At 68.0% G+C, this 22,160-nt stretch carries 21 protein-coding genes and 1 pseudogene; 7 read left to right on the forward strand and 15 right to left on the reverse strand.

Annotation, left to right across the window (positions count from 1 at the left end):
- Both VGF12_RS25775 and VGF12_RS25780 read right to left on the reverse strand, forming a co-directional pair.
- Positions 1-183 (reverse strand): annotated as a pseudogene (locus tag VGF12_RS25775) (hypothetical protein); the annotation flags it as partial.
- A complete protein-coding gene (locus VGF12_RS25780) occupies positions 180-1,898 on the reverse strand; it encodes a tetratricopeptide repeat protein (protein ID WP_331178910.1) in 1,719 nt (572 codons plus the stop codon). The pseudogene VGF12_RS25775 and the gene VGF12_RS25780, both read right to left, overlap by 4 nt.
- 66 nt (positions 1,899-1,964) lie before the next feature.
- Between VGF12_RS25780 and mutM the strand changes: the two genes are divergently transcribed.
- The 4 genes from mutM (at position 1,965) to VGF12_RS25800 (ending at position 6,074) form a co-directional block, all read left to right on the forward strand.
- Positions 1,965-2,783: a bifunctional DNA-formamidopyrimidine glycosylase/DNA-(apurinic or apyrimidinic site) lyase gene (gene mutM, locus VGF12_RS25785; RefSeq protein ID WP_331178911.1), complete on the forward strand. Its 819-nt coding sequence runs from the start codon at positions 1,965-1,967 to the stop codon at positions 2,781-2,783.
- On the forward strand, positions 2,780-3,802 hold the full coding sequence (gene mutY / locus VGF12_RS25790; RefSeq protein WP_331178912.1) for an A/G-specific adenine glycosylase: 1,023 nt from the start codon (positions 2,780-2,782) through the stop codon (positions 3,800-3,802). The genes mutM and mutY overlap by 4 nt, the downstream gene beginning before the upstream one ends.
- A 78-nt stretch (positions 3,803-3,880) precedes the next feature.
- Positions 3,881-4,183, forward strand: a complete 303-nt coding sequence (locus VGF12_RS25795; protein WP_331178913.1) for a hypothetical protein — start codon at positions 3,881-3,883, stop codon at positions 4,181-4,183.
- Positions 4,184-4,271: 88 nt separating this feature from the next.
- Positions 4,272-6,074: a methyl-accepting chemotaxis protein gene (locus tag VGF12_RS25800; protein WP_331178914.1), complete on the forward strand. Its 1,803-nt coding sequence runs from the start codon at positions 4,272-4,274 to the stop codon at positions 6,072-6,074.
- Here VGF12_RS25800 and VGF12_RS25805 read toward each other — a convergent pair.
- Genes VGF12_RS25805 through VGF12_RS25830 form a run of 6 tightly spaced genes read right to left on the reverse strand, consistent with a single transcriptional unit; the run spans position 6,071 to position 12,867 of the window.
- Complete coding sequence (locus VGF12_RS25805; RefSeq protein WP_331178915.1) at positions 6,071-7,198, reverse strand: FAD-dependent oxidoreductase; 1,128 nt, start codon at positions 7,196-7,198, stop codon at positions 6,071-6,073. The two genes, VGF12_RS25800 and VGF12_RS25805, sit on opposite strands and share 4 nt — an antisense overlap.
- Positions 7,195-8,931: a M56 family metallopeptidase gene (locus VGF12_RS25810; RefSeq protein ID WP_331178916.1), complete on the reverse strand. Its 1,737-nt coding sequence runs from the start codon at positions 8,929-8,931 to the stop codon at positions 7,195-7,197. Before VGF12_RS25810 ends, VGF12_RS25805 begins: the two co-directional genes overlap by 4 nt.
- A complete protein-coding gene (locus tag VGF12_RS25815; RefSeq protein WP_331178917.1) occupies positions 8,928-9,320 on the reverse strand; it encodes a BlaI/MecI/CopY family transcriptional regulator in 393 nt (130 codons plus the stop codon). The genes VGF12_RS25810 and VGF12_RS25815 overlap by 4 nt, the downstream gene beginning before the upstream one ends.
- A 52-nt stretch (positions 9,321-9,372) precedes the next feature.
- Positions 9,373-10,287 carry an RNase adapter RapZ gene (gene rapZ, locus VGF12_RS25820; protein WP_414710206.1) on the reverse strand — a complete coding sequence of 305 codons (915 nt, stop codon included), beginning with the start codon at positions 10,285-10,287 and terminating at the stop codon, positions 9,373-9,375.
- A complete protein-coding gene (gene recN / locus VGF12_RS25825) occupies positions 10,284-11,990 on the reverse strand; it encodes a DNA repair protein RecN (RefSeq protein WP_331178918.1) in 1,707 nt (568 codons plus the stop codon). Before recN ends, rapZ begins: the two co-directional genes overlap by 4 nt.
- 10 nt (positions 11,991-12,000) lie before the next feature.
- Positions 12,001-12,867 (reverse strand): NAD kinase, encoded by an 867-nt coding sequence (locus tag VGF12_RS25830; protein ID WP_331178919.1) that lies wholly within the window; start codon positions 12,865-12,867, stop codon positions 12,001-12,003.
- A gap of 67 nt (positions 12,868-12,934) precedes the next feature.
- Here VGF12_RS25830 and hrcA point away from each other — a divergent pair, with 67 nt between their 5' ends.
- Positions 12,935-13,942, forward strand: coding sequence for a heat-inducible transcriptional repressor HrcA (gene hrcA, locus VGF12_RS25835; protein ID WP_331178920.1), 1,008 nt, complete (start codon positions 12,935-12,937; stop codon positions 13,940-13,942).
- A gap of 246 nt (positions 13,943-14,188) precedes the next feature.
- Here hrcA and VGF12_RS25840 read toward each other — a convergent pair whose 3' ends face one another.
- Entirely contained in the window at positions 14,189-14,854 is a 666-nt protein-coding gene (locus VGF12_RS25840; protein ID WP_331178921.1) for a trimeric intracellular cation channel family protein, read from the reverse strand.
- Between the two features lie 98 nt (positions 14,855-14,952).
- Positions 14,953-16,221, reverse strand: coding sequence for a M20 family metallopeptidase (locus tag VGF12_RS25845; RefSeq protein WP_331178930.1), 1,269 nt, complete (start codon positions 16,219-16,221; stop codon positions 14,953-14,955).
- Between the two features lie 431 nt (positions 16,222-16,652).
- Between VGF12_RS25845 and VGF12_RS25850 the strand changes: the two genes are divergently transcribed.
- Positions 16,653-16,889 carry a DUF2789 domain-containing protein gene (locus VGF12_RS25850; protein ID WP_331178922.1) on the forward strand — a complete coding sequence of 79 codons (237 nt, stop codon included), beginning with the start codon at positions 16,653-16,655 and terminating at the stop codon, positions 16,887-16,889.
- 826 nt (positions 16,890-17,715) lie between these two features.
- On the opposite strand, the gene VGF12_RS25855 is transcribed toward VGF12_RS25850, so the two are convergent.
- Both VGF12_RS25855 and VGF12_RS25860 read right to left on the reverse strand, forming a co-directional pair.
- Entirely contained in the window at positions 17,716-18,234 is a 519-nt protein-coding gene (locus tag VGF12_RS25855; protein WP_331178923.1) for a TlpA disulfide reductase family protein, read from the reverse strand.
- Between the two features lie 5 nt (positions 18,235-18,239).
- Entirely contained in the window at positions 18,240-18,596 is a 357-nt protein-coding gene (locus VGF12_RS25860; protein WP_331178924.1) for a metalloregulator ArsR/SmtB family transcription factor, read from the reverse strand.
- Between the two features lie 106 nt (positions 18,597-18,702).
- Here VGF12_RS25860 and VGF12_RS25865 point away from each other — a divergent pair, with 106 nt between their 5' ends.
- Entirely contained in the window at positions 18,703-19,815 is a 1,113-nt protein-coding gene (locus VGF12_RS25865) for a YeeE/YedE family protein (RefSeq protein ID WP_331178925.1), read from the forward strand.
- On the opposite strand, the gene VGF12_RS25870 is transcribed toward VGF12_RS25865, so the two are convergent.
- The 3 genes from VGF12_RS25870 to VGF12_RS25880 all read right to left on the reverse strand — a co-directional run.
- Positions 19,788-20,294 carry a TlpA disulfide reductase family protein gene (locus VGF12_RS25870; RefSeq protein ID WP_331178926.1) on the reverse strand — a complete coding sequence of 169 codons (507 nt, stop codon included), beginning with the start codon at positions 20,292-20,294 and terminating at the stop codon, positions 19,788-19,790. The genes VGF12_RS25865 and VGF12_RS25870 overlap by 28 nt on opposite strands.
- Positions 20,291-21,211, reverse strand: a complete 921-nt coding sequence (locus tag VGF12_RS25875) for an MBL fold metallo-hydrolase (protein WP_331178927.1) — start codon at positions 21,209-21,211, stop codon at positions 20,291-20,293. The genes VGF12_RS25870 and VGF12_RS25875 overlap by 4 nt, the downstream gene beginning before the upstream one ends.
- On the reverse strand, positions 21,208-22,160 hold a 953-nt coding region (locus VGF12_RS25880; RefSeq protein WP_331178928.1), incomplete at its 5' end, for a YeeE/YedE family protein. The genes VGF12_RS25880 and VGF12_RS25875, both read right to left, overlap by 4 nt.

Genomic DNA, 22,160 nt, shown 5'->3' on the forward strand with positions numbered 1-22,160 from the left:
GGCCTCGGGGCCGCCGAAAAGTTCGAAGCTGGCCGCGCCGCCGGTGCCGCGGTTGTGCACGTCGCCGGCGACCGTGACACTGATTCGTCCGCTGAGCCGGGCTTCGCTCCCGATCGAAGGAGTCGGTGGCAGTTGTGCGCAGCCAGCGACGGCCAGCGCGAGGCAGGCGAGTGCCGACCTCACGGCTTGACCTTCAGCCGGTCGAGGGTTTCGCGCAGCGCCTCGTTGCTGGGGTCGCGCCGCGCGGCCTCGGCGAAAACGCTGCGCGCTTCGTCCCGTGCGCCGCTGGACCAGAGTACTTCGCCGAGGTGGGCGGCGATCTCGGCGTCCGGCCGGCCGGCGTGGGCCTGGCGCAGCAGCCTCGTGGCTTCGGCCAGGTTGCCGAGGCGAAATTCGACCCAACCGAGGCTGTCGACGATGAAGGGCTCGCCCGGCGCAAGCTTCAGCGCCTGCTCGATGAGTTGCTTGGCCTCGGGCAGGCGCTGGTTGCGCTCGGCCAGTGAATAGCCCAATGCGTTGTAGGCGTGGTGGTAGTCAGGCTTGATCTCCATTACCTTGCGGAGCAGGGATTCCATCTCGTCGAACTTGCCGACCTTCTCGGTCATCATGGCCTGCTCATAGATCAGGTCGGGATCGTTGCCGAAGCGGTTCGTCGCGGTCTTGAGCACCTTGAGCGAGGCCGCGTAGTCGCGCTGCTCGCGCATCAGTTGCGCCTCCGCCAGAAGCATGGCGCGGGCATCGGCATCGCTGGCGTCGGCATCAGGCTGCAGTAGCTTGCGGGCTTCGGCTGCCTTGCCCTGCCGGGCCAGCAGGCTGGCGCGGCGGTAACGCACGTCCAGCCCGTTGCTGTCGACCTTCTGCAGTGCAGCCTCCGCGGCCTTCAGGTCGCCGCGCTGCTCCGATGCTTGGGACAGCATCAGCCAGGCCTGCCGGCGCCCGTCGGCGCGGGCCTTGATTTCCGCATCGGTGCCGGCGGCCGGCGTGTCCAGGCGCTTCAGGCCTTCGCGCAGTGCGGTCTCGGCCTCGGCCGGACGCTTGAGTTCCAGCTCGATCGCGCCAAGGGCCAGCCAAGGGGCGGGATTGTCGGGCGTGGTCTCGGTCAGCAGGCGGAATTCGCGCGCAGCGTCGGCCGGGCGCTGGGCCTGGATCAGCGCGCGGCCATAGGCCTGGCGCAATGCATGTTGGTCGGGCTTGCGCTGCAGCCGCTCCGTGATCAGGCTTTCAGCCTGTGGTTCGGCGGGCAAGAGGTCAACGGCGAGCTGCATCGCGTCGTCACTGTCCGGCAGGACCTGGCTGAGCTCGCGGGTCAGCGTCAGTGCCCGCGCGTTGTCGCCGGCATTGAGGGACAGGCGCGCCTCGGTGTAGAGGGCCGGGGGACGGAGCGGGCCGCTCTGGGCGCGCATCACGGGGCCGAGGGCGGCGAGCACTGCCTTGGGATCGGGCGAGCGCTGGAACAGCCGTGGCAGCGCGAGGATGAGGCCGGGGCGCTGTGCCGCGGGCGCGATGCGCAGCAGCGTCGACAACGGCAGCGGCACCTCGGCGGGCTTGTTCATCATGGCCAGCAGCTGCACGGTGCTCTGCAGCGCCTCGCTGGAGGTTGGCACCGTCTCGGCCCAGGCGCGCGATGCCATCAGCGCCTGGTCGCCAGCGCGGGCCTGGATGGCGATGTTGACGACGCGCTTGAACAGCTCCTCGTCGGCCGTGCGCCGCGCGGCATCCAGTAGCACCTGGAAGGCGACTCCGGCCTGACCGTTCTGCAACTCGATCTCGCCGATCAGCAGCTGATAGAACAGAGGTGCGTCCATCGCCGAGTTCATCGGCGCCTCGGTGGACACGGCTGGCGCAGCCGCCTCCTGGGCGTGGGCTTGCAGCGCGGCCAGCAGACTGGCTGCGATCATCACTCGGCGAAAAGGCAAAGGCATTCGGACTCCGGCAAACAACGGCCTGATTATGATTTCGCCCCCATGCCCGAGTTGCCTGAAGTCGAAGTCACGCGTCGCAGCTTTGCCGGCGCCATCCACGGAGCGTGGGTGACCGGGCTGCGCCTGGGAAAACCGCTGCGCTGGCCGATTGGCGTGGACCCAGAAAAGTTGCTCGGCAGCCGGGTCGGCGAGGTGCAAAGAAGGGGTAAATATTTGTGGCTTCCCCTCGAGAGCAGCGGCGGGCTGCTCATGCACCTGGGGATGTCGGGCTCGCTGGCCTTTCTCGAAACGACACCCGCGCCCGGCGCGCACGATCATTTCGACCTGCACACCGACCGCGGCCTGCTGCGACTGACCGACCCGCGCCGCTTCGGTGCTGTCGTCTGGGCGGCCTCGCTTGAGGCGAAACCGGTCGCGACGCTGCTCGGCGGCCTCGGCCTGGAGCCGTTCGACGAGCGCTTCGACGGCCGGCACCTGCACGCGGCGCTCAGCGGGCGGCGTGTGGCCGTCAAGCAGGCCCTGCTGGCCGGCGACATCGTCGTCGGCGCCGGGAATATCTACGCCTGCGAAGCGCTCTTCATGGCGGGTATCGACCCGCGCCTTCCCGCCGGCAAGCTCAGCCGACCGCGCTCCGACAAGCTGGTCGACGCCGTGCGCCAGGTCCTGGGACAGGCGGTGGAAGCGGGCGGGACGACGCTGCGCGACTTCCGCGACGCCCATGGGGTGGCTGGCAGTTTTCAGATGCAGGCCCAGGTCTATGGCCGCGAGGGCGAGGCCTGCGGTCGATGCGGCACCGCCATCCGGCGCATCGTGCAGGGCCAGCGCTCCACTTTCTTCTGCCCCCAATGCCAGAAACGATGAGGCCGACAGCCCTGTCTGAGGACTTCGGCAAGACCGTCGTCGCCTGGCAGCGCAAGCACGGTCGGAATACGCTGCCCTGGCAGAACACGCGCGACCCCTACCGTGTCTGGCTGTCCGAAATCATGCTGCAGCAGACGCAGGTGGTGACGGTGCTGGGCTATTACGAGCGCTTCCTGACCCGTTGGCCCAAGGTCACGGATCTGGCTGCGGCGACGCTGGACGAGGTGCTGGCCCAGTGGGCGGGCCTGGGCTACTACAGTCGCGCGCGCAACTTGTATGCCTGTGCCAGGGCGGTGGCCGAACTTCATGGCGGCGCCTTTCCGCCCACAGCGGCCGGGCTGCAGTCGCTGCCGGGCATCGGGCGGTCGACGGCGGCGGCAATTGCCGCCTTCTGCTTCGGCGAGCGCGTGGCCATCCTGGACGGTAACGTCAAGCGCGTGCTGGGTCGCGTGCTCGCGTTCGACGGCGACTTGGCCAGCAGCACGTCTGAGAGGAGGCTCTGGGACCACGCCACCGAGCTGCTGCCCGAGCGGGATGTGGATCGGTACACGCAAGGACTGATGGACCTGGGCGCCACGGTCTGCACGACGCGCTCGCCCAATTGTCTGCTCTGTCCGGTACAGCCCCTGTGCCGCGGCCAGCAGGCGGGCGACCCGACGCGCTACCCCGTCAAGACCCGCAAGCTCAAGCGCGGCCGGCGCGAGAACTGGTGGCTGTGGCTCGAGAAGGCCGGGGGGCAGATCCTGCTGCAGCAGCGTCCGGCAACCGGTGTCTGGGCTGGGCTTTGGACGCTGCCGATGTACCACGACGAGGCCGGTGCGCGTGCGGCCCTGCCCGGCGCCGTGCTGGAGACGCTGCCGCGCATCGAGCATGCGCTGACGCATTTCGATTGGGTGCTGCATACGATGCGGGTCGAGGCACCCGAGGGAAACCTGCCTGGTGGCACTTGGGTCGCTCGGGAGAAACTCGCGGACTACGCCCTGCCGGCACCTCTGAAGAAGCTGATCGATGAAAGCTGACGAAGGCCCTCGCGCTCAACACGATCGCCGCCCACGACGGGGCCTGCCAGCGCCTGTCGGCGGCCGGGCGGCACTGACATGAAAGCCCACATCAAGAGTGGCATCGAGTACGCGCTGATCACCCTGGTCATCGCCGGCTTCTGCCTGTGGCAGCTCATCAGCAGCACGCAAGACGGCGAACCGCCGGCCGGCCTGCTCGCGATCTCCGGCCTGGGCCTCATCGTGGCCGGCGCCATGCACTGCGTCTTCATGATGCAGCTCGTGCGGCGCACGGGGCGAGCTTTCTGGCCCTGGTTCATCGCCGTGGTGATCTTCATGCCCATCGGCACGGCAGTACTGCTGGCGTTGTTGCTCAGCGAGGCCGATGCAGCGGAAAGCTGACATCGTGCAGTCTTCACGGCCGGCCGCATTGCCTGTCTGAGGCGGAAAAGGCAAAGTTCCACGGCACAACGACGAAGGGGAGACAGCCGTGGATGCATTGAAGAACCTGCGCGTTGGGGCGCGGCTTGGCCTTGCCTTCTTCGTATTGCTGGTGCTCATGCTGGCGATGGCCGGCGGTGGGGCTCTGCTGGCGAAGTCGATCAACTACTACGCCGAGTACTACCCCGGCAACATCCTGCCGTCGCTGCGGAACATCCACCAGATCGATGGCGCCATCTCCGACGCGAGACGGCTGGAGCAGCAGCACATCCTGACCGACGACGACAAGGAGAAGAAGTCGCTCGGCGAGCGTATCGTCAAGGCGCGTGGCGACCTGCAGAAGCGTCTCAAGGAGTACGAGCCGCTGGTGACCGACGACGAGGACCGGGCGCTGCTGAAGAAAGTCGGCGAAGGCCTGACCGCTTACCTCGCCGTACAAGACAAGGTGTTGAAGGCATCCAGCGACAGTGCATCCGATCCCACGCAGGGCACGGCGGCCAGGGAGATGACCTTCGGCGTGGCTCGTGCGGCCTTCACGCCAGTGCGCGAGGCGGTCGACAAATGGTGGGCCTACAACGAGCGGCTGGCCAACGCCACGACCGCCGCCGCCGAGGCGGCCTACCGGCGTGTGCTGTGGACGTTCGCCATCGCCTCGCTGGTGGCCCTGGCGCTGGGCGTGGCTGCGGCGATGCTCATCACCCGCTCCATCACCCGCCCGGTGCAGCTTGCATCCGATGTCGTCAAGGCCGTGGCCGGCGGCGACCTGACACAGCGCGTGCACAGCAGCTCGCGCGACGAGCTCGGCCAGTTGTTGAGCATGCTGGACGAGATGACGCAGAACCTCGCGCGCATGGTGTCCGGTGTGCGCCAAGGCTGCGACCAGCTCAACGTCGCGGCGGCCGAGATCGCGCAAGGCAATGCCGATCTGTCGGCCCGCACCGAGAGCCAAGCGTCGAGCCTTGAAGAGACGGCCGCCTCCGTCGAGCAGATGGCTGCGCAGATCAAGGCCAATGCGGACAACGCCCGTCAGGCCGACCAGCTCGCCAACCATGCCTCTGAAGTGGCCGGCGCGGGCGGCACGGCGGTGGGCGAGGTAGTCACGACGATGGATGCGATTTCAGAGTCCAGCCGCAAGATTTCCGACATCATCGGCACCATCGACGGCATCGCCTTCCAGACCAACATCCTGGCGCTGAATGCGGCGGTGGAGGCTGCCCGCGCTGGCGAGCAGGGCCGCGGCTTCGCCGTCGTCGCGGGCGAGGTGCGCCTGCTGGCCCAGCGCAGCGCAGAGGCGGCCAAGGAGATCAAGAGCCTGATCGGTGACAGTGTCGGCAAGGTGGAGAGCGGCAGCGCCCAGGTGCTGGCCGCGCGCGAGACGATCGGCCAGATGGTCAATGAGGTCCGCAAGGTGACCGACCTGGTTGGCGAGATCACGGTGTCCAGCCGCGAGCAGTCCGAAGGCGTGGGGCAGATCAACGCTGCGGTCAGCCAGCTCGATCAGGCGACGCAGCAGAACGCGGCTTTGGTGGAGCAGACCGCGGCGGCGGCCGAGAGCATGCGCATGCAGACGGCCAAGCTGTCCGAAGCCGTGGCGGCCTTCCGCGTCGACACCTCCACTGCACAGGCGGCGCCGCGCAGCGCGCCCAGGCCAGCTGCGCCACGGCTGACCGTGGCGCCTCCGAAGCCGGCCAAGCCCAAGATGAGCAAAGCCGCAGTGAAGGCCGTCGTGAAACCAGCGGCCAAGCCCGCTGTCGTCGCGAACCGGCCCGCGCCGACCATCGCTGCCGCGCCGGCACCCCGGCCCACCGCCCCTGCGCCCAGCGGGGCCGAAGGCGACTGGGAGACTTTCTAGAACAGCCGCGCGAGGCGCCGCACGGCGTCTTCCGAATGCCCACGGTCGGGGCGCAGATCGTCGTTGCCGAAATCGTGTTCGCCCATGGCGGCGATGAGCAGGCCGTCGCGGCGCGGCAGTGCGACGACGTTCTGGCCGCGGTAGATCAGCGCGTAGTTCACCTCGGTCTGTGGCACGAGATGGGCCGTCTGGCCGCGCACCGGCGTCATGCTGGTCTCTCCCAACAGTGCGCGGGCGCCATCGCCCGTGCAGTTGACGATGCGCTTCTCCCGCAATTGCGCGAATTCGCGTGGCGAGCGGAACTCGTGCTGCACCAGTTCGCCGCGGTCGCGGGCGAAATCCTCCAGCAGCAGGCGCTGGTAGGCGGGGATGTTGAAGACGAGCTGGGTGAAGCGGCGCACATGGGATGTGCGGAAAGGGTGCTCGCCGCTCGCCAGCGCCTTGCCCTGCGGCCGCAGGTCTGCGATGCGGTCAGCGAGGTCGGGGTAGTCGGGTTCGCCGACATGGCCGGCCAGTGGGGCATTGAAGTCCTCATCGGCCACCAGATAGCCGTCATGCCATTCGACCGGCCCGGAGGGCAGGCCGAGATAGCCTTGGTGCACCTTGAACGACGCCCGCGCCATGGCTTCCCAGCCGGCTATCCAGGCCTCGCTGGCGTGTTCGTTCGTGACGACCCGCGAGTCCGGTGTCCACAGGCCCGTCGCCGCCGAGGAATGCACCAGCGGCGGGCGGTCCTTGGCGTAGAGGCGCACCTTGTAGCCCGCTTGCTGCAGCGTGCGCGCCGTCGTCAGCCCGATGGCGCCGCAGCCGATGACGGCGATGCGCTCGCCGGCGTTAGCGCCGCCGGCCTGCAGCAGCGCCAGCGCGCGCTGGGCCGAACCCCAGGACAGCGACCAGCCGCTGCCGCCGTGGCCGTAGTGGTGGATCAGCGTCTTGCCAAAGCGCTTCTCGGCCTCGATGCGTGGGCCCTGCGCACGGAAGGGGCGGATGCCCACGGTGATGTCGACGATGCGGTCCGTACTCACGCGCATGGCCGTGGGGAAGGGCGGCGATGCGAAGTCCAGCGCCCGGGCGGGCAGTGCGACGGCGCCGCCGCACGCCGCCAGCAGATGGCGGCGCTTCATGATGCCCGCTGGGCCAGCGACTTGCGGATCAGGGCTGCGTCGCGCAGGCGGTTGGCGGAGCCATCGGCGTCGAGCAGCACGACGGTAACAGGCCGCTTGCCGTTGAGGATGCGCATTGCCAGGCAGCGTCCGGCCTCCTCGGTGTAGCCAGTCTTGGAGACTCGGATGTTCCAGCCCTTGGCGCCCACCAGGCGGTTGGTGTTGCGGATCTCGCGGGGGCGGCCGTCGACCGGCACCTGTGCCTTCCTGACGCTGGTGATGCGCTCGATCTCGCCATAGCGTGCTGCCGCGGCCGTGATGGTGGCGATCTCAGTGGCCGTCGACGTGTTGGCCGGCGACAGGCCGGTCGGGTCGGTGATGGCCGTGCGCTTCAGCCCCAGGGCGTGGATCTTGGCCTGCATGGCCTTGGCGAAGCCGGCCTCGCCGCCTGGGAAGGTCCGCGCCAGCGCGGCGGCTGTGCGGTTGTCGGATTCCATCAGCGCCATCTCCAGCGCCGCCAGCCGGCTCATCTGGGTGCCGACGCGCACGCGAGAGCGGCTGTGTTTGAGGGTGTCGACATCGTCGCCGGTGATGCGCAGCTTCTCTGTCGGGTCCAGCTTGGCGTCCAGCACCACCATGGCCGTCATCAGCTTGGTCAGCGAGGCAATGGGCACGATGGCATCGGCGTCGCGCGCCATCAGCACCTTGCCGGTCGCATCGTCGACGACGACGACGTGCTTGGCGTTCACCGGCAAACGCAGCTGTTGGGCGGGCGGCGGCGTTACGGCGGGGGCGTCCGAGACGGCTGCGGCGGGCGTGTCAGGGGCGCGTGGCGCGTCCTTGGTGCGAGCCTGGACGACGAAGCTGGTCGTTGCGATCAGCAGGGCCGGCAGGGCAAGCTTCCAGCCGGTGGCCTGGGGGCGGGGCGCGAGCAGGCGCTCGATGCGAGCGAGCAGGTCGCCGCCACGGGCGGCCAGGGCGAGGGAAGAGGGCATGGGAGAGTGATCCAGTTCTGACAGGGCGTGCAAGGCAAGCGCGAGGCGGCGGGAGTCGCCGACGAGCTCGGCCGAGATCTCGTCGGCCACCAGCTCGCGTTCATGTCGCATGCGCGCCGAGAGCCACCAGACAACGGGATGGAAGAAGAGCAGGGCCTCGACGGCGCTTTGCAGCAGGTTGGCGAGATAGTCCCAGCGCCGCACATGGGCCAGCTCGTGGGCCAGCAGCGCTTCGAGCAGTTCCACGGGCAGGCGGCTCAGCAGCGCCGCAGGCAGCAGCACGCAGGGCCTGAGTGAGCCCAGCGTGATCGGGCTGGCCAGCTCGGGCAGCAGGCGTAGACCCACCGCGCGGCGCAGGCCAAGGCGGTGGGCCAGGGCGTCCAGCCGTGCCTGCCATTCGGCGGGGGCCGGCGTGCTGCGGCGCCGCGCGCGGCCAACCCAGACCAGGCCCAGCGCGAGGCGGCCCAGCATCAGCGCCGTGCCCAGCGCCCAGGCGCTGACGAGCGCCGGCATCTGCTCGGCCAGCGCCGACAGTTCGCCGACGAACTCAGTCTCCGTGGGCGACAGGTCCAGGCATTGCGCCAGCGGCACGCCCAGGCACAGCCCGAGGCTGGCGGCGCAGACGGCATAGCGCCAGCGCGCCGAGGCGCCACGCAACAGGGCCAGCAGCAAGGCGGCCACGGCGCCGACGAGGGCGCCCTGCCAGACGAAGTTCAGCAAGGCCCAGCCCCAGGCGTTGATAGCGAGGTCCAGGTTCATGTTTCGTCCCCATTCCTGGCCAGCAGTTGGCGAATCTCCGCTCGTTCCTTGGCGCTCACATGGCTCTTCAGTGCAGCCAGCACCAGGGCCTTGCCCGAGCCGGCGAAGGCCTTGGCGATGAAGTCCCTGACGAGGGACTGCTGCAGTTTGTCCTGGGCGTGCACCGGCGCATAGACCTGCGGGCGCTGGCTTTCGTCGCGGCTCAGCAGGCCCTTGCTGTGCATGACCTGTAGTTGGCGCAGCACGGTGGCATAGCTCGCGTCGGGGCGCTCGGGCAGCAAGGCCTCGTGGACGGCCTTGGCGTCTGCGGCGCCGAGCTGCCACAGCACCTGCAACAGGTCCAGTTCGGCGGCCGTGGGCCGAGCCGCAGGGGGGGGAGTGGGCTTCATGGTTTCAGAATAGTCGTTCTAGAACATTCTGTCTAGAACAAATATTCTGAAACTAGCGTGCGTCCAGCTCGCGGTGGCGCTTCAGCACGTGGCCGTGGTGGCTGAACTGGCGCGCCAGCATCTCGACAAGATAGACCGAGCGGTGCTGGCCACCCGTACAGCCGATGGCGACGGTCAGGTAGCTGCGCTGGTCGGCCGCAAAGTTGGGCAACCAACGTGACAGGAAGCCGGCGATCTGCCCCATCATCAGACCAACCTCGGGCTGGGCTGCGAGATAGGCGGCCACCGGCGCGTCGCGGCCGGTCAGCGGTCGCAGCTCACGGTCATAGTAGGGGTTGGGCAGCACGCGCACGTCGAAGACGAAGTCCGCGTCGCTGGGAACGCCATGCTTGAAGGCGAAGCTCTCAAACACCAGCGTCAGCTTGGCGCCGGCGTTGGGCCCGACGAGGTCAGCCAGCCAGGCGCGCAATTGGGCCGGGCGCAGCTGGCTGGTGTCAATGACCGTGGACTCGGCCTTGAGCCCGCCGAGCAGCTCGCGCTCCAGCTTGATGGCGTCGAGCAGAAGGCGATGGCTGTCGTCGGCGCTGCCGTCCAACGTGCCGAAGCTGGTGTCGCGGTCCTCACGCAGCGGATGGGGGCGGCGCGTCTCGGAGAAACGCCGCATCAGCGCCTCGTTGCTGGCGTCGAGGAACACGGAGCGCACGGCCACGCCAGCGGCGCGCAGGTCCTTGATCAGCGGCAGCAGCAGGGGCAGCGAGCCGGAGGAGCGCACGTCCACGGCGATAGCGACGCGGCGTTCGCCGCGCTGCTGCTCCAGCTTCAGAAAGTCCAGCAGCAGCTCGGCCGGCAGGTTGTCGACACAGAAATAGCCGGCATCCTCCAGCGCATGCATGGCGACGGACTTGCCGCCGCCGGACATGCCGGTCAGCAGCACGACGTCGCCCTGCAGTTCGGTGTCCATGTTCATGACTTGGCCTTGCGAGGTTTCGTGGCGGTGGATGCGTCCAGCATCTCCTGCGCGTGGGCGAGGCTGGTGGAGGACAGTCGTTCGCCGCCCAGCATGCGGGCGATTTCGGCGATGCGAGCTTCGCCGTTGACTGGTGCCACGCGGCTGGCCGTTGCGCCGTCCTGCAGGCTCTTGGCGACGACGAGGTGACGGTCCGCGCAGGCGGCAACCTGGGGCAGGTGGGTGACGGCCAGCACCTGGCGTCGGCCGTCGGCAGAATGGCCCAACTGCTTCATCAGGCGGCCCACCGTCTCGGCGACGGCCCCACCGATACCGACGTCGATCTCGTCGAAGATCAGCGTGCCGGGCGCATTGCCGTTGGCGGCCTGGCTGGTGGTCACGGCGATGGCCAGCGCGATGCGCGACAGCTCGCCGCCCGAGGCGACCTTGGCGAGCGCTCGCGGCGTGCTTCCGGCATGGCCGGCGACGAGGAACTCGGCGGACTCGAGGCCGAAACTCTGCGGGCCGTCAGTAGCGTTCAGCGCGATGTCAAACTGTCCGCCGGCCATGCCCAACTGCTGCATCGCCGCCGTGACGGCGGCGGCGAGCTGGGGCGCCGCCTTGGCTCGAGCGCTGCTGGCGGCGCGGGCCTCGTCGTCGAAGGCCTGGCGCGCGGCGGCCAGGGTCGCTTCGAGCAGTGCCGGGTCACTGGCGGCGTCGAGCTCTGAGAGCTCGGCGCGCCACTGCGCGAGCAGAGCGGGTAGCTCCTGCGGCTGGCGGCGATAGCGGCGCGAGAGTGTCATCCATGCGGACACACGTTCGTCCAGCTCGGCCAGGCGGGCGGGGTCGAGGTCGGCCTTGTGCAGATAGGTCGACAGCGTGTGACTGGCGTCCTGCAACTGGGCCTGCACGTCGCGCAGCGCCTGCACCGCGGGCAGCAGGCGGGAGTCGTGGTCGAGCACGCGCTCAAGCTGATCCAGCGCGCCGCCAGCCAGCGATTGCGCGCTGGGTTCGGCTTCGTCCAGTGCGTCCAGGGCTGACCGGGCCGCATCGATCAGAGACTGGCCGTGCGACAGGCGTCCGTGCTCGGCGTTGAGCTCCTCCCACTCGCCTTCTGCCGGAGCGAGGCTTTCCAGCTCGCCGATCTGCCAGGCCAAGCGTTCGCGTTCGCGCAGCGCGTCGGCCTGCTGGCCGCGGGCCTTGGCCAGCATCTCGGCGGCCTGTTTCCAGGCGGCATGGGCGCGGGCCAGCGGCGCCGTGTCCAGGCCGGCAAAGCCGTCCAGCAGCTCGCGCACGGCGGCTGGGCGGGTCAGGCCCTGCCAGGCGTGCTGACCGTGGATATCGAGCAAGTGGTCGGCCAGTTCGCGCAGCTGTGTGAGCGTGGCTGCACCCCCGTTGATCCAGGCGCGGCTCTTTCCGGCGGCGTCGATGACGCGGCGCAAAAGCAGGGCGTCCTCGGACGTCCCCGAGGTATCGAAGCCCGCCTCGTCCAACCACGCGCGCAGGTGCGGCGGCGTGTCGAACTCGGCGCAGATCTCGGCCCTGGCGGCACCTTCGCGCACGACGCCGGCATCGCCCCGGCCGCCCAGTGCCAATTGCAACGCGTCGATGAGGATGGACTTGCCGGCGCCAGTTTCCCCAGTCAGCACGGCGAAGCCGGGCTCGAAGTCGAGCTCCAGCGTGGGGACGATGACGAAATCCTTCAGGCTCAGATGCCGCAACATGGGTCAGGCTCTAGACGTACCAACGCAATTTGCGACGCAACGTCGCGTAATAGCTCCAGCCCTTGGGGTGGAGGAACCGGATCTGGTGCTTGCTGCGCCGCACGTTGATGGTGTCGCCGTGCAAAAGGCTGGCGAGGCTTTGCATGTCGAAATTCACCGAGGCGTCGCGGCCGGCGACGATCTCCAGGCTCACTTCGCCAAGGTCGGGCAGCACGATGGGGCGGTTGGACAGGGTGTGCGAGGCGATGGGCACCAACACCCAGCCGGCGATGCTGGGATGCAGGATGGGGCCTCCGGCGGACAGCGAATAGGCGGTGGAGCCCGTCGGCGTCGCGACGATGATGCCGTCGGCGCGGATGCTGGCGACGAGCTGGCCGCCGGCATGGATGCGCAGTTCGATCATGCTGGCCGTCTGGCCGCGGCTGAGCACCACGTCATTGAGGGCCTGGCCCGAGAAGATGGACTCGCCGTCGCGCCAGACTTCACCCTCCAGCATGGCGCGCGGCTCGACCTCGTAGTCTCCGGCCAGGATCGGCGCCAGCGACTCGCGCCAGCGCTCGAACGGGATGTCTGTGATGAAGCCCAGGCGCCCCTGGTTGATGCCTACCAGCGGAATGCCATGCCGCGCCATTTCGCGCGCAAAACCGAGCATGGTGCCATCGCCGCCAACGACCACGGCCAGGTCGCAGGCCCGGCCCAGCTCTTCGTGCGACAGGGCTTCATACCCCGTCAGTCCGGTGTTCTGCGCCGTGTCCGCCTCCAGCGAAACGTCCAGCCCCTGGCTGCACAAAAACTGGGCAATCTCCTCCAGCACCGGCTTGATGCCCGGCGCCTGATGCTTGCCCACGATGGCGACATGTCTGAAGCGCTCGGCCATGCGACAAATTACACCACAGGGGTTTTGCCCGTCATGGGAGAACTCGGGGGTTTCTAGAATGGGAGCCATGCTCGACGAGCGATCCAAATCCCTGCTGAAGACCCTGGTCGAACGCTACATCGCGGACGGCCAGCCGGTCGGCTCGCGCACCCTGTCCAAGGCCTCGGGCCTTGAGCTCAGTCCGGCCACCATCCGCAACGTGATGGCCGACCTGGAAGAGCTCGGCCTCATCGCTAGTCCCCACACCAGTGCTGGCCGCATTCCGACCGCGCGCGGCTACCGGCTGTTCGTCGACACCATGCTGACCGCCCAGCCCGGTCTCATCGGTGTGGAAACGGCCCAGCTTCAGCCCGACCAGCCCCAGCGCGTCATCGCCAGCGCGGCGCAGATGCTGTCCAACCTGTCCAGCTTCGTGGGCGTCGTCACGTCGCCCAAGAAGCCGAGCGTCTTCCACCACATCGAGTTCCTTCGACTGGGTGAGCGCCGTGTGCTTGTCATCCTCGTGTCGCCCGATGGCGACGTGCAGAACCGCGTCATCTTCACCGCCCGCGACCTCAGCCAGGCCGAGTTGGCCGAGGCCAGCAACCGCCTGAACGCCGGCTATGCGGGCCTGACGCTGGAGGCCGTGCGCGAGCGCCTGCGTCACGAAGTCGACGCGCTGCGCGGCGAGATCGCGCAATTGATGAGTGCGGCCGTGCAGGTCGGCAGCGATGCCATGGCCCAGGAGGAGGAGCGCGTGGTCGTCTCCGGCGAGCGCAACCTGCTGACGGTGCAGGACTTCAGCCACGACATGGGGAGCCTGCGTCGCCTGTTCGACCTGTTCGAGGAGAAGACGCAGCTGATGCGCCTGCTGGACACCTCCAGCCGCGCCGAAGGCGTACGCATCTACATCGGCGGCGAAAGCCAGGTGGTCCCCTACGAGGAGCTGTCCATCGTGTCTGCGCCGTACGAGGTTGACGGCCAGGTAGTGGGCACCTTGGGCGTGATCGGCCCCACGCGCATGGCCTACGACCGCATGATCCAGATTGTCGACATCACGTCGCGCATGGTGGGGCAGGCGCTGTCCCAGCGCTGACGGGAATTCGTCGCCTCCAGCCGGGGGGGCGTGAGGGAAACGCTGGTTCATTCAGGCAGGCTGTGATGTTGAGGCGTTGCAGGCCCGAGCACGTTAGGGCGCCAGGGACAGCGCGCAAGAAGATGCATTGGGTGGCAACCCTTGAACGAGCCAACGCTCACCTCATCCGAGTGGCGTACTGAACCGGCTGCTCGATTCCCCGACCGAAGATACCGTCGGAGGATGCGCCGCAGGCCCGCCTCGAACCTAACCTGCCGGTGGATCCTGTGCGTCGGAAAGGCGCGGAAGGTTCCACTTGTAGCGCAGTGACAGGTATCGCACCGTGAAGCATGCGATCAGCGCGGCCCAGGTACGAAGGGTCGGGTCCCATCCCAGGCGATCCCCTGCCACGGCAATTGTGGCCCCCACCAAGGCAGCCGACGCGTAGATTTCCCGACGCAGGATCACCGGGACTCGGTTCAGCAGGACATCGCGTATCACCCCACCGCCGACGGCTGAGACAACCCCCAGCAGCAACGCAACTTCTGAGTTGTGGCCGAAGATCAATGCCTTCTGGGCGCCCGTCACCGCGAACAAGCCCAAGCCGAGGGAATCGAAGAAGATCACAGGGTTGGCCAGCCGCTTGACCAGCTTGTTCGCCAGGATCGTCATCCAGGCAGCGCACATGGCGGCGAGCAGGTAGCGCCAGTCCGCCAATCCGGCCGGTGGCACTGCCCCGATGCACAGATCCCGCACCACACCGCCACCGCAGGCAACGGCGAAAGCCACGACCATGACGCCGAACAAGTCAAGGTTGCGGCTTCTGGCCGCCGCTGCGCCGCTGATAGCAAAGGCGAACGTGCCGGCAAGGTCCAGCACCGTGAAGAGTCGATGGTCGCTCAAGCTCGCGATGGCGACGTCATGGACGTTCATGTGCTCGATTCATGCAGCAAGTAGGGGCGCGTGGCGCTTCGTGGGTGCAAGCAGCGCTTGCGCACCACCTGCGACATCTTACGAAGCGGCGCTCGTCGTCAAGCAGCAGCCTCGGCACACAACCAGACGCTCGCCGCGGTGAGCATAGCCTTCAGGCCGGTCTCAAGGGTCGGGTGTATTTGAGGTGCGAACATGGGAGAGTGATTGCTGGGAATCTTGTTGATCGCCTTGTCCTGCCGGGCCTTGGTGTAAATCGACGGGTCGGTGCCGCCGACGAACCAGAACACGTAGGGGACCCCCCAGCTCCGCCCGAAAACGCTGAAGTCCTCGCTGGCAGACGCGGGAGCAGGCGCAAGCGATACCTTCTCTGCGAACTCGCTGTTGAAGGCGGCGGCAACTTTTTCGGTGGCAGCAGCATCGTTCTCCGTCAGCGGGTAGCTGTTGATCGTCGAGAACTCGGGCGCTCGTTCTGCGCCAGACGCGTCGCATTCGGCACAGCAGATCCGCCGGATCGACTTGAGCATGTATTCCCGCGTGTCCTCGTTGAACGTTCGCACGTTCAGCTTGATGGTGGCGTCGTCGGGAATGATGTTCTCTTTGGTGCCCGCTTGGAGGGAACCAATCGTCAGCACGGCGGGCTCGGTGGGCGCCACTTCCCGCGAGACGATGGTCTGCAGGCGCAGTGTGGTTGCCGCCGCCATGATGACGGGGTCGATGGAGGTCTGCGGCTGAGAGCCGTGGGAGCCTCGGCCAAACAGCTTGATCTTGAGGCTGTCACCTGCAGAGAGCGTGACGCCGGGGCGGTAGGTCACAGTGCCGGCCTCTCCGACCATCACGTGCTGGCCAAGGATGATGTCCGGCTTGGGAAAGCGACCCTCGTCCCAGTCGTTCACCATCGCCCTGGCACCTTCGGCCGTTTCTTCGCCAGGCTGGAAGACGATCAGCAGCGTTCCGTGCCAAGCGTCGCGATTCGTGGCCAGGAGCCGCGCCGCACCGATGAGCCAAGTCACGTGCATGTCATGCCCGCAAGAATGCGCGACGCCCACTTCGATGCCATCGGCGTCGCGGGCCGTCACGGTGCTGGCATAGGGCAAACCGGTGTTCTCCGCCATCGGTAGCGCGTCCATGTCCGCACGAAGCATCACAACGGGACCGCTGCCGTTATCCATGACGCACACGACGCCAGTTTTGCCGACGTTGCGGGTGACCGCATAGCCGAGAGCCTCCATCGCATCTGCGGCAATCTTTGCCGTCCGCACCTCCTGCATCGACAGCTCAGGGTGCTTGTGAATGTCCTTGTAGAGGGACTCGAGTTCGCCCATCAGCCCTGGGGCAGCATTGATGAGTGTTTGCGTGAGGGCATTCATCTCAACTCCAGTCTTCATGCCGCGCATGCGACGTCGTCGGTCGGCCCTGGCATCGTCCGCACATGGGGGGTATTGCGCAAGCCACTTTGCTTTCCGCAACCAGTCCCTGTGCAGGCGGCCAGCCGCGCAAACGCTTGCGGCGTCGGGTTGCTGTGGGCGGGCCAGCGCGGCCACCTGAAGCGCACCCCAGGGTTCGACGAACAGTTTCCCGGCGTTCTGCCGAAAATCGCCCCGCGCACTGCCCGAGCGCGATCCCTGCAGATGGGCCATGGCTGGTCGCGGTGCAGCCGCGAGCGGCTATGGCAATATCGTTGCAGCCGCTGAGAGACACGCCGACGCGTTCTCCGACCAGCACGAAGGCGCCACATCGACGCATTGCGCGGTCGTCGCAGGCGAGGGGTGATTCAGGGGCCGTAGCGAGGAGCAGAACGATGCAAAACCCGGTTCACAAATTCTCCGATCTGTTCAAGCAGCTTGGCCTTCCCGCCGATGAGGTGGGCATCAATCGATTCCTGCAGACGCATGGACCGCTGGCGCCTGATGTCTCGCTCGCCGATGCCCCGTTCTGGAGTTCAGCGCAAGCCAGCCTGCTGAAAGAGGAGATTCTTCAGGACGCGGACTGGGCGGAAATCGTCGACCAACTTGATGCCGCCTTGCGCAAGCGATGATTCAGGCCGCAGGGTGACCTGCGCGTCGCGTGCAGTGACCTGTCCTGGCTTCTCGCTCCAGCGCTGGGCATCAAGGTCTGGCGAAGGCCGGGATTACTCCGCTCTTCCGCCTGGGTTCGATGCACCGGATGCCAGCCTCGTGAGAGGGGGGGGCTGCATGCAAAGCGCTCGTAACGCGGCTGTGTTCATGATCCCGAAGCCGTGCCCTGGTGGCTGAGGGCCGGCGGCGTGCGTCTTGCGAGCGCTGCGCCAGGCACCCGCTGCACACGGCCAGCCCATCGGCTCGGGAGCGGCCGACCGAGTTCCGCGCGAGCGGAGCGTCCTCGAGGGCTGAAATGGTAGGCCGTGCAGGACTTGAACCTGCGACCAAAGGATTCCGGTTTGCGGCCGTTTCCGACCTCCCTGGACTATGCCTTCGCCATATGCGCAATGCACTTAGGCGGGCGCCGTCTAGTCTCTACACCTTCCCCGAAGGGCTTGGCTCGGCATTGCCTTGCGCCGCCAGCGGCCGTCAGGTTTCACCGAATTTGACGCCATTCACGCGGGTGCTTTCGCCTCCCGGTGCACAACTTTCGCTATGAGTCCTCTGCTCTGACCAACTGAGCTAACGGCCCACTTCAAACTCAATTGAAATCATACCGTGGCCGTGCGGCGCCGCTTGTCGGGGCAGACGTCGACGGTTGCCGCAGGCGGGCGAGCGAGCGCGGTCCACGCCCCTCCGCCATGCAAGACCCAAGGGGGCAACGCTGCCATTCTGCTGCTGTCGATCCAGCGGTCGACGCTCAGTTGCGACGCACGCACGACGTCGTTTCGCGCGCTAGATCCCTCAGAGGAAGCGGGCCAGCTGTTCGATGTCCTCGGGAAAGACCTGGCCGATCTCGACCGCTGCAACGCGCCCGTCTCGGCCACGCACCAGCGTGACGGGCAGGCCTTGGGGCCTGGGCAGCACGGACTCGAGGGCCGGGGTGACCCAGCCGCTGGGGAAGTCGTAGCCACGTTTGGCGCGGTAGGTCCTGGCTGCGGCGGGGTCCTGGTCAATGGACAGCCCGAGCACCATCAAGCCGCGCTCACGATGCGCGCGCCAGAGCTTCTGAATGGAGGGCGTGACCTGGGCGCAGAACGGGCACCAGCTGGCCCACCAGTAAACAACGACGACCTGGCCCTGGGCCGAACCGGCCTTGAACTCGCCGCCCTCGAGCAACGGCACGTCGGGCAGGCGAAGCGCGGCGCCGACGGCCGGGACATGCTTCAGCGGCTCGGCCGCCCGGACCTGGGGCCCACCCAGGCCCAGCGCCAACGCTGCGCCCACGCTACGGCACCAGCGGCGGCGGTCCAGCCGGGACATGGCGGTCAACGCAGGCCGCCGACGAGCAGGCGCTCCTCGGTCGGCACCGACTCGTCGCCGTCCAGCTCCACGGCAAGCTGCGTGCAGACGGCGCGGCACAGCATGGCGACCTTCTCGCTCTGCAGCCGGTAGTAGATCTGCGTGCCCTCGCGGCGCTTTCCCAGGACGCCGGCACGGTAGAGCGTGGATAGGTGCTGGGACATGTTGGGCTGGGTGGTCTGGATCTGCTCCAGCAGTTCCGACACGTTGCGCTCGCCGTTGCAGACGGCGCTGATGATCTTGAGCCGGATCGGCGTGGCCAGCACGCCGAAGAGTTCTGCGGCGGACTCGAAAACGCGATCTTCCTCGGGGGCGGCGTTCATCGCTGCGGTGAGTGGGTGGGGCAGGAAAATCACTGTATCAGCAAGCGCCGATGTGTGCCGCAGGGAATGGAGAATGCAGCTTTCGGAACTCTTGCAGCGCCTGCCCATGGATGAATCGAGCTTGCCCGCCCTCACGCACCAGGTGCTAGGCGCAGCGTTCGGCCTGGCGGTCCTGTTTGGCGCCTTGTGCCAGCGCACCCGCTTCTGCACGATGGGCGCCGTCTCCGACGTCTACGCAATGGGTGACTGGCGGCGCGCCCGCATGTGGATCGTCGCGGTGGCTGTCGCGATGCTGGGCTTCAATGTCCTGGTAGCGCTGGGCCTGGTGGACCCGGCGGGCAGCATCTACACCGGGCCGCGCCTGCTGTGGCTGTCGGCCATCGTGGGCGGGGTGCTTTTCGGCTTTGGCATGGTGTTGGGATCCGGTTGTATCAGCCGCAATCTTGTGCGCCTTGGCGGGGGCAACCTGAAGTCGCTGGTGGTGCTCGTGGTCGCGGCCATCGCGGCCGGGGCGACGCTGCGTGGCCTGACGGCGGTGCTGCGCGTCGCGACGGTGGAAAAGGTCTTCGTCGAGATCCCGGCTGGGCAGGCGCTGCCGGGTCTGCTGGCGAGCAGTGTGTCCGGCAGCCCCGCGGCCTGGGGGCTGGGCCTGGCCGCGGTAGTGGCAGCGGCGTTGCTGGCCTGGGCCCTGGTTCCGCGCGATGGGCGCGCGCCGGAGATCGTGCTTGCCGGGGCGGGTGTCGGGGCGGTGATTTCCGCCCTGTGGTGGGTGTCCGGCCACTTGGGCTTCCTGCCCGAGGACCCGCGCACGCTGGAGCCGGTCTATCTCGCGACGAACTCGCGTCACATGGAGTCGCTCAGCACCATCGCGCCTATTGCCTATGCGTTGGACTGGCTCCTGATGTTCAGCGACCAGTCCAAGACGCTGACGTTAGGCATCGTGAGCGTGGCCGGGATTGTCGTCGGTGCAGGGCTGATGGCCTGGCGCGACGGTAGCTTCCGCTGGGAAGGCTTCGGCAACGTCAGCGACCTGGGCTTGAATCTGGTGGGCGCCGTCTGCATGGGCGTTGGAGGCATTGTTGCGATGGGCTGCACGCTGGGGCAGGGCATCACGGGGGTGTCGACGCTGTCGCTGGGCAGCTTCCTCGCGCTGGCGGCCATGCTGGTGGGCGCCTGGCTGGGGCTGCGCTATCAGGAGTGGCGGCTGGATCGAGCCTGATCCCGCAACAGGCCGCGCAGATCGTCGTCGCTCATCTCACCGGGAATGCAGCGCGGCTGGGTCGGCGCATCACCCAGCCAGCAGGTCATGGGCACGAGGCGGCGTGGTGTGAGCTGCGGCCGCAGGGCACAGTCGCCGGTGCCGTCCATGATGACGGGAAATCCGTAGCCGCGGCGTTCGACGGCACGGCGCACGGCTTCAGGGTCTCCGTCCACCGCAACGCCCAGCACGGCCCTGCCGGGACGCTCGCGCAACAGCCGGTCCAGGCTGGCGTTGTGGCGCTGGCAGAAACCGCAGTCCACCGACCAGAAGACGGCCAGCACCGGTCCGCGGCGCCAGAAGTCGGCGTCAATGGGTCGGCCTTGGACGTCGGCCTTGGGAGCGCCGCCTGGGCAGCGCGCGAACGGCGCGGCGGCGTCCGGGTCGGCCTGCGCGGCGCCCAGCACCAGCAGACCTGCCAGCACAGTCCAGCGGCTCACGGCTCGCTGCGCTCCATCAGCAGATAGGTGTTGTAGGCGTTCATGCGATTCGCCGCGCCGAACAGCGGCAGGTGCTGGAAGGCCGTCCAGTCGGTGTCGGCGTAGGCTTCATCGAAAGGTGTCATCGCGGCGGCGGCGCGGCCCATGGTGTCGCGCAGGTACTGCAGGTAGTCGCGCGTCAGCTTCAAGTCGGCGAGCGCCTCCGTCGAGGCTGGTCCGTGGCCCGGCACGATGACGGCGGGGGTGGCGTCGATCAGTGTTGACAGTGCGGCGATCCAGCCGCGGCTGTCGGCTTGGCCGACATAGGGGATGCGGCCGCGGAAGGCGAGGTCGCCCGCGAACAGCACGCGCGGGCCTTCGACGAAGATGGTCAGGTCCTCCGGCGTGTGGGCTGGTCCGACACGCCGGATGTGCAGGCGTTCGCCGCCCAGCTCAAGCGTCATGTCGCCGTCTATCCAGCGGTCCGCCGGCACGAGGCGCGTGCTTGCGTCTATCCATGGCGCCAGTGCCTCGCGGCTGGCCTGCAGCCGCAGAAGCGCCGTGTCGGATTGAAGGTAGTCGCGGCCGGCTTGGTGCGCGATCACGGTGGCGCCGCGGTCCTTGAAGACCTGCAGTCCGTAAATGTGGTCGGCGTGGTAATGCGTCAAGACGACATAGCGCACCGGCAGCGGCGTAATGGCCCGGATGGCTTCCAGCAGCTCCTCGGCCAGCGCGGGGGAGCCGAGCGCGTCGATGACGACGACACCTGCTGGCGTGACAACGACACCCGCGTTGGAGATGAAGTTGCGGTTCTCGGTCGATCCCAGGGCTGCCTCACCCTGTGCGAACCAGACGTTGGTCGCAACAGGGTGCAGCCGCAGCGGGGCGGCCCAGACGGCACCCGCCCAAAGCAGCGCCAGTGCGATCCAGTGCTTCACGGCACCGCCCCCTGCGCGCCCTGCTGGTCGAGCAGGCGGTCTGTCAGTGCTGCGGCGGCCCAGATGCCGAACAGCGTGACCCAAGCTGTCGCCGTGAAGACGGCTGCACCTGACAGCCCCGCGCCCACGGCGCAGCCGCCGGCCAGCATGCCGCCGAAGCCCATGCAGACGGCGCCGACGATGTAGCGGCGCATGCTGGCGCCGCCCTGGAAGCCTTCCAGCTTGAGCTCGCCTGACATCGCTGCGGCGACGAAGGCGCCCAGCACCACGCCCGGCAGCATGCCCATGTCGAAGGAGAGCGGCCTGTCGCTGACGAAGAGCACGCGGCTCAACAGCTCGGCCGACGGCCCGGTGAAGCTCAGTGACTGGATGGGATGGGGATCGAAGGCGAGCCGCGAAACCGCGTAGGTGAACCACCACCCCGCTGCCACGGCCAGACCGACGCCAATGGCGCCGCCCCAGCCCCAGGCGCCCACGTGCTGGCGCCGTGCCCAGAATACCGCGGCGGCGAGCCAGACGCCGGCGAACAGCAACGCGCCGCCATGGCCGATGCCCGTGCGGGCGATCAGGTCGCGCGCGCCACCGCCGTCTATGGTCCACCAGGCGGAGATCGTCTCGCGCAGCGGCGACAGCGCGCCGGTCAGTGCCGACTGCGCGGTGACGGCGAAAATCAGCCCCGAGAGCAGCGCGCGCAAATTGCCCTGCGCCGCCAGGACCAGCAGCCGGCTCGCACAGCCGCGCGCCAGGATCATGCCCATACCGAACAGCGCACCGCCGATGGCCGCGCCCGACAAGCTGCCGCGCGCAGCGATCTGGCGCGCGTTGCCGGCGTCGAACCAGCCCAGCAGCGCGAGCAACTGCGTCGCGCCAACGGCGGTCGCGAATGCGAATAGCCAGACTGTCAGCCGGCCGTCGCTGCGCTGGTGGCGCGCGAACTCGATGACGGCGG

It is taken from the genome of Roseateles sp. (genome assembly GCF_036404855.1).
Lineage (GTDB): Bacteria > Pseudomonadota > Gammaproteobacteria > Burkholderiales > Burkholderiaceae_C > Pelomonas.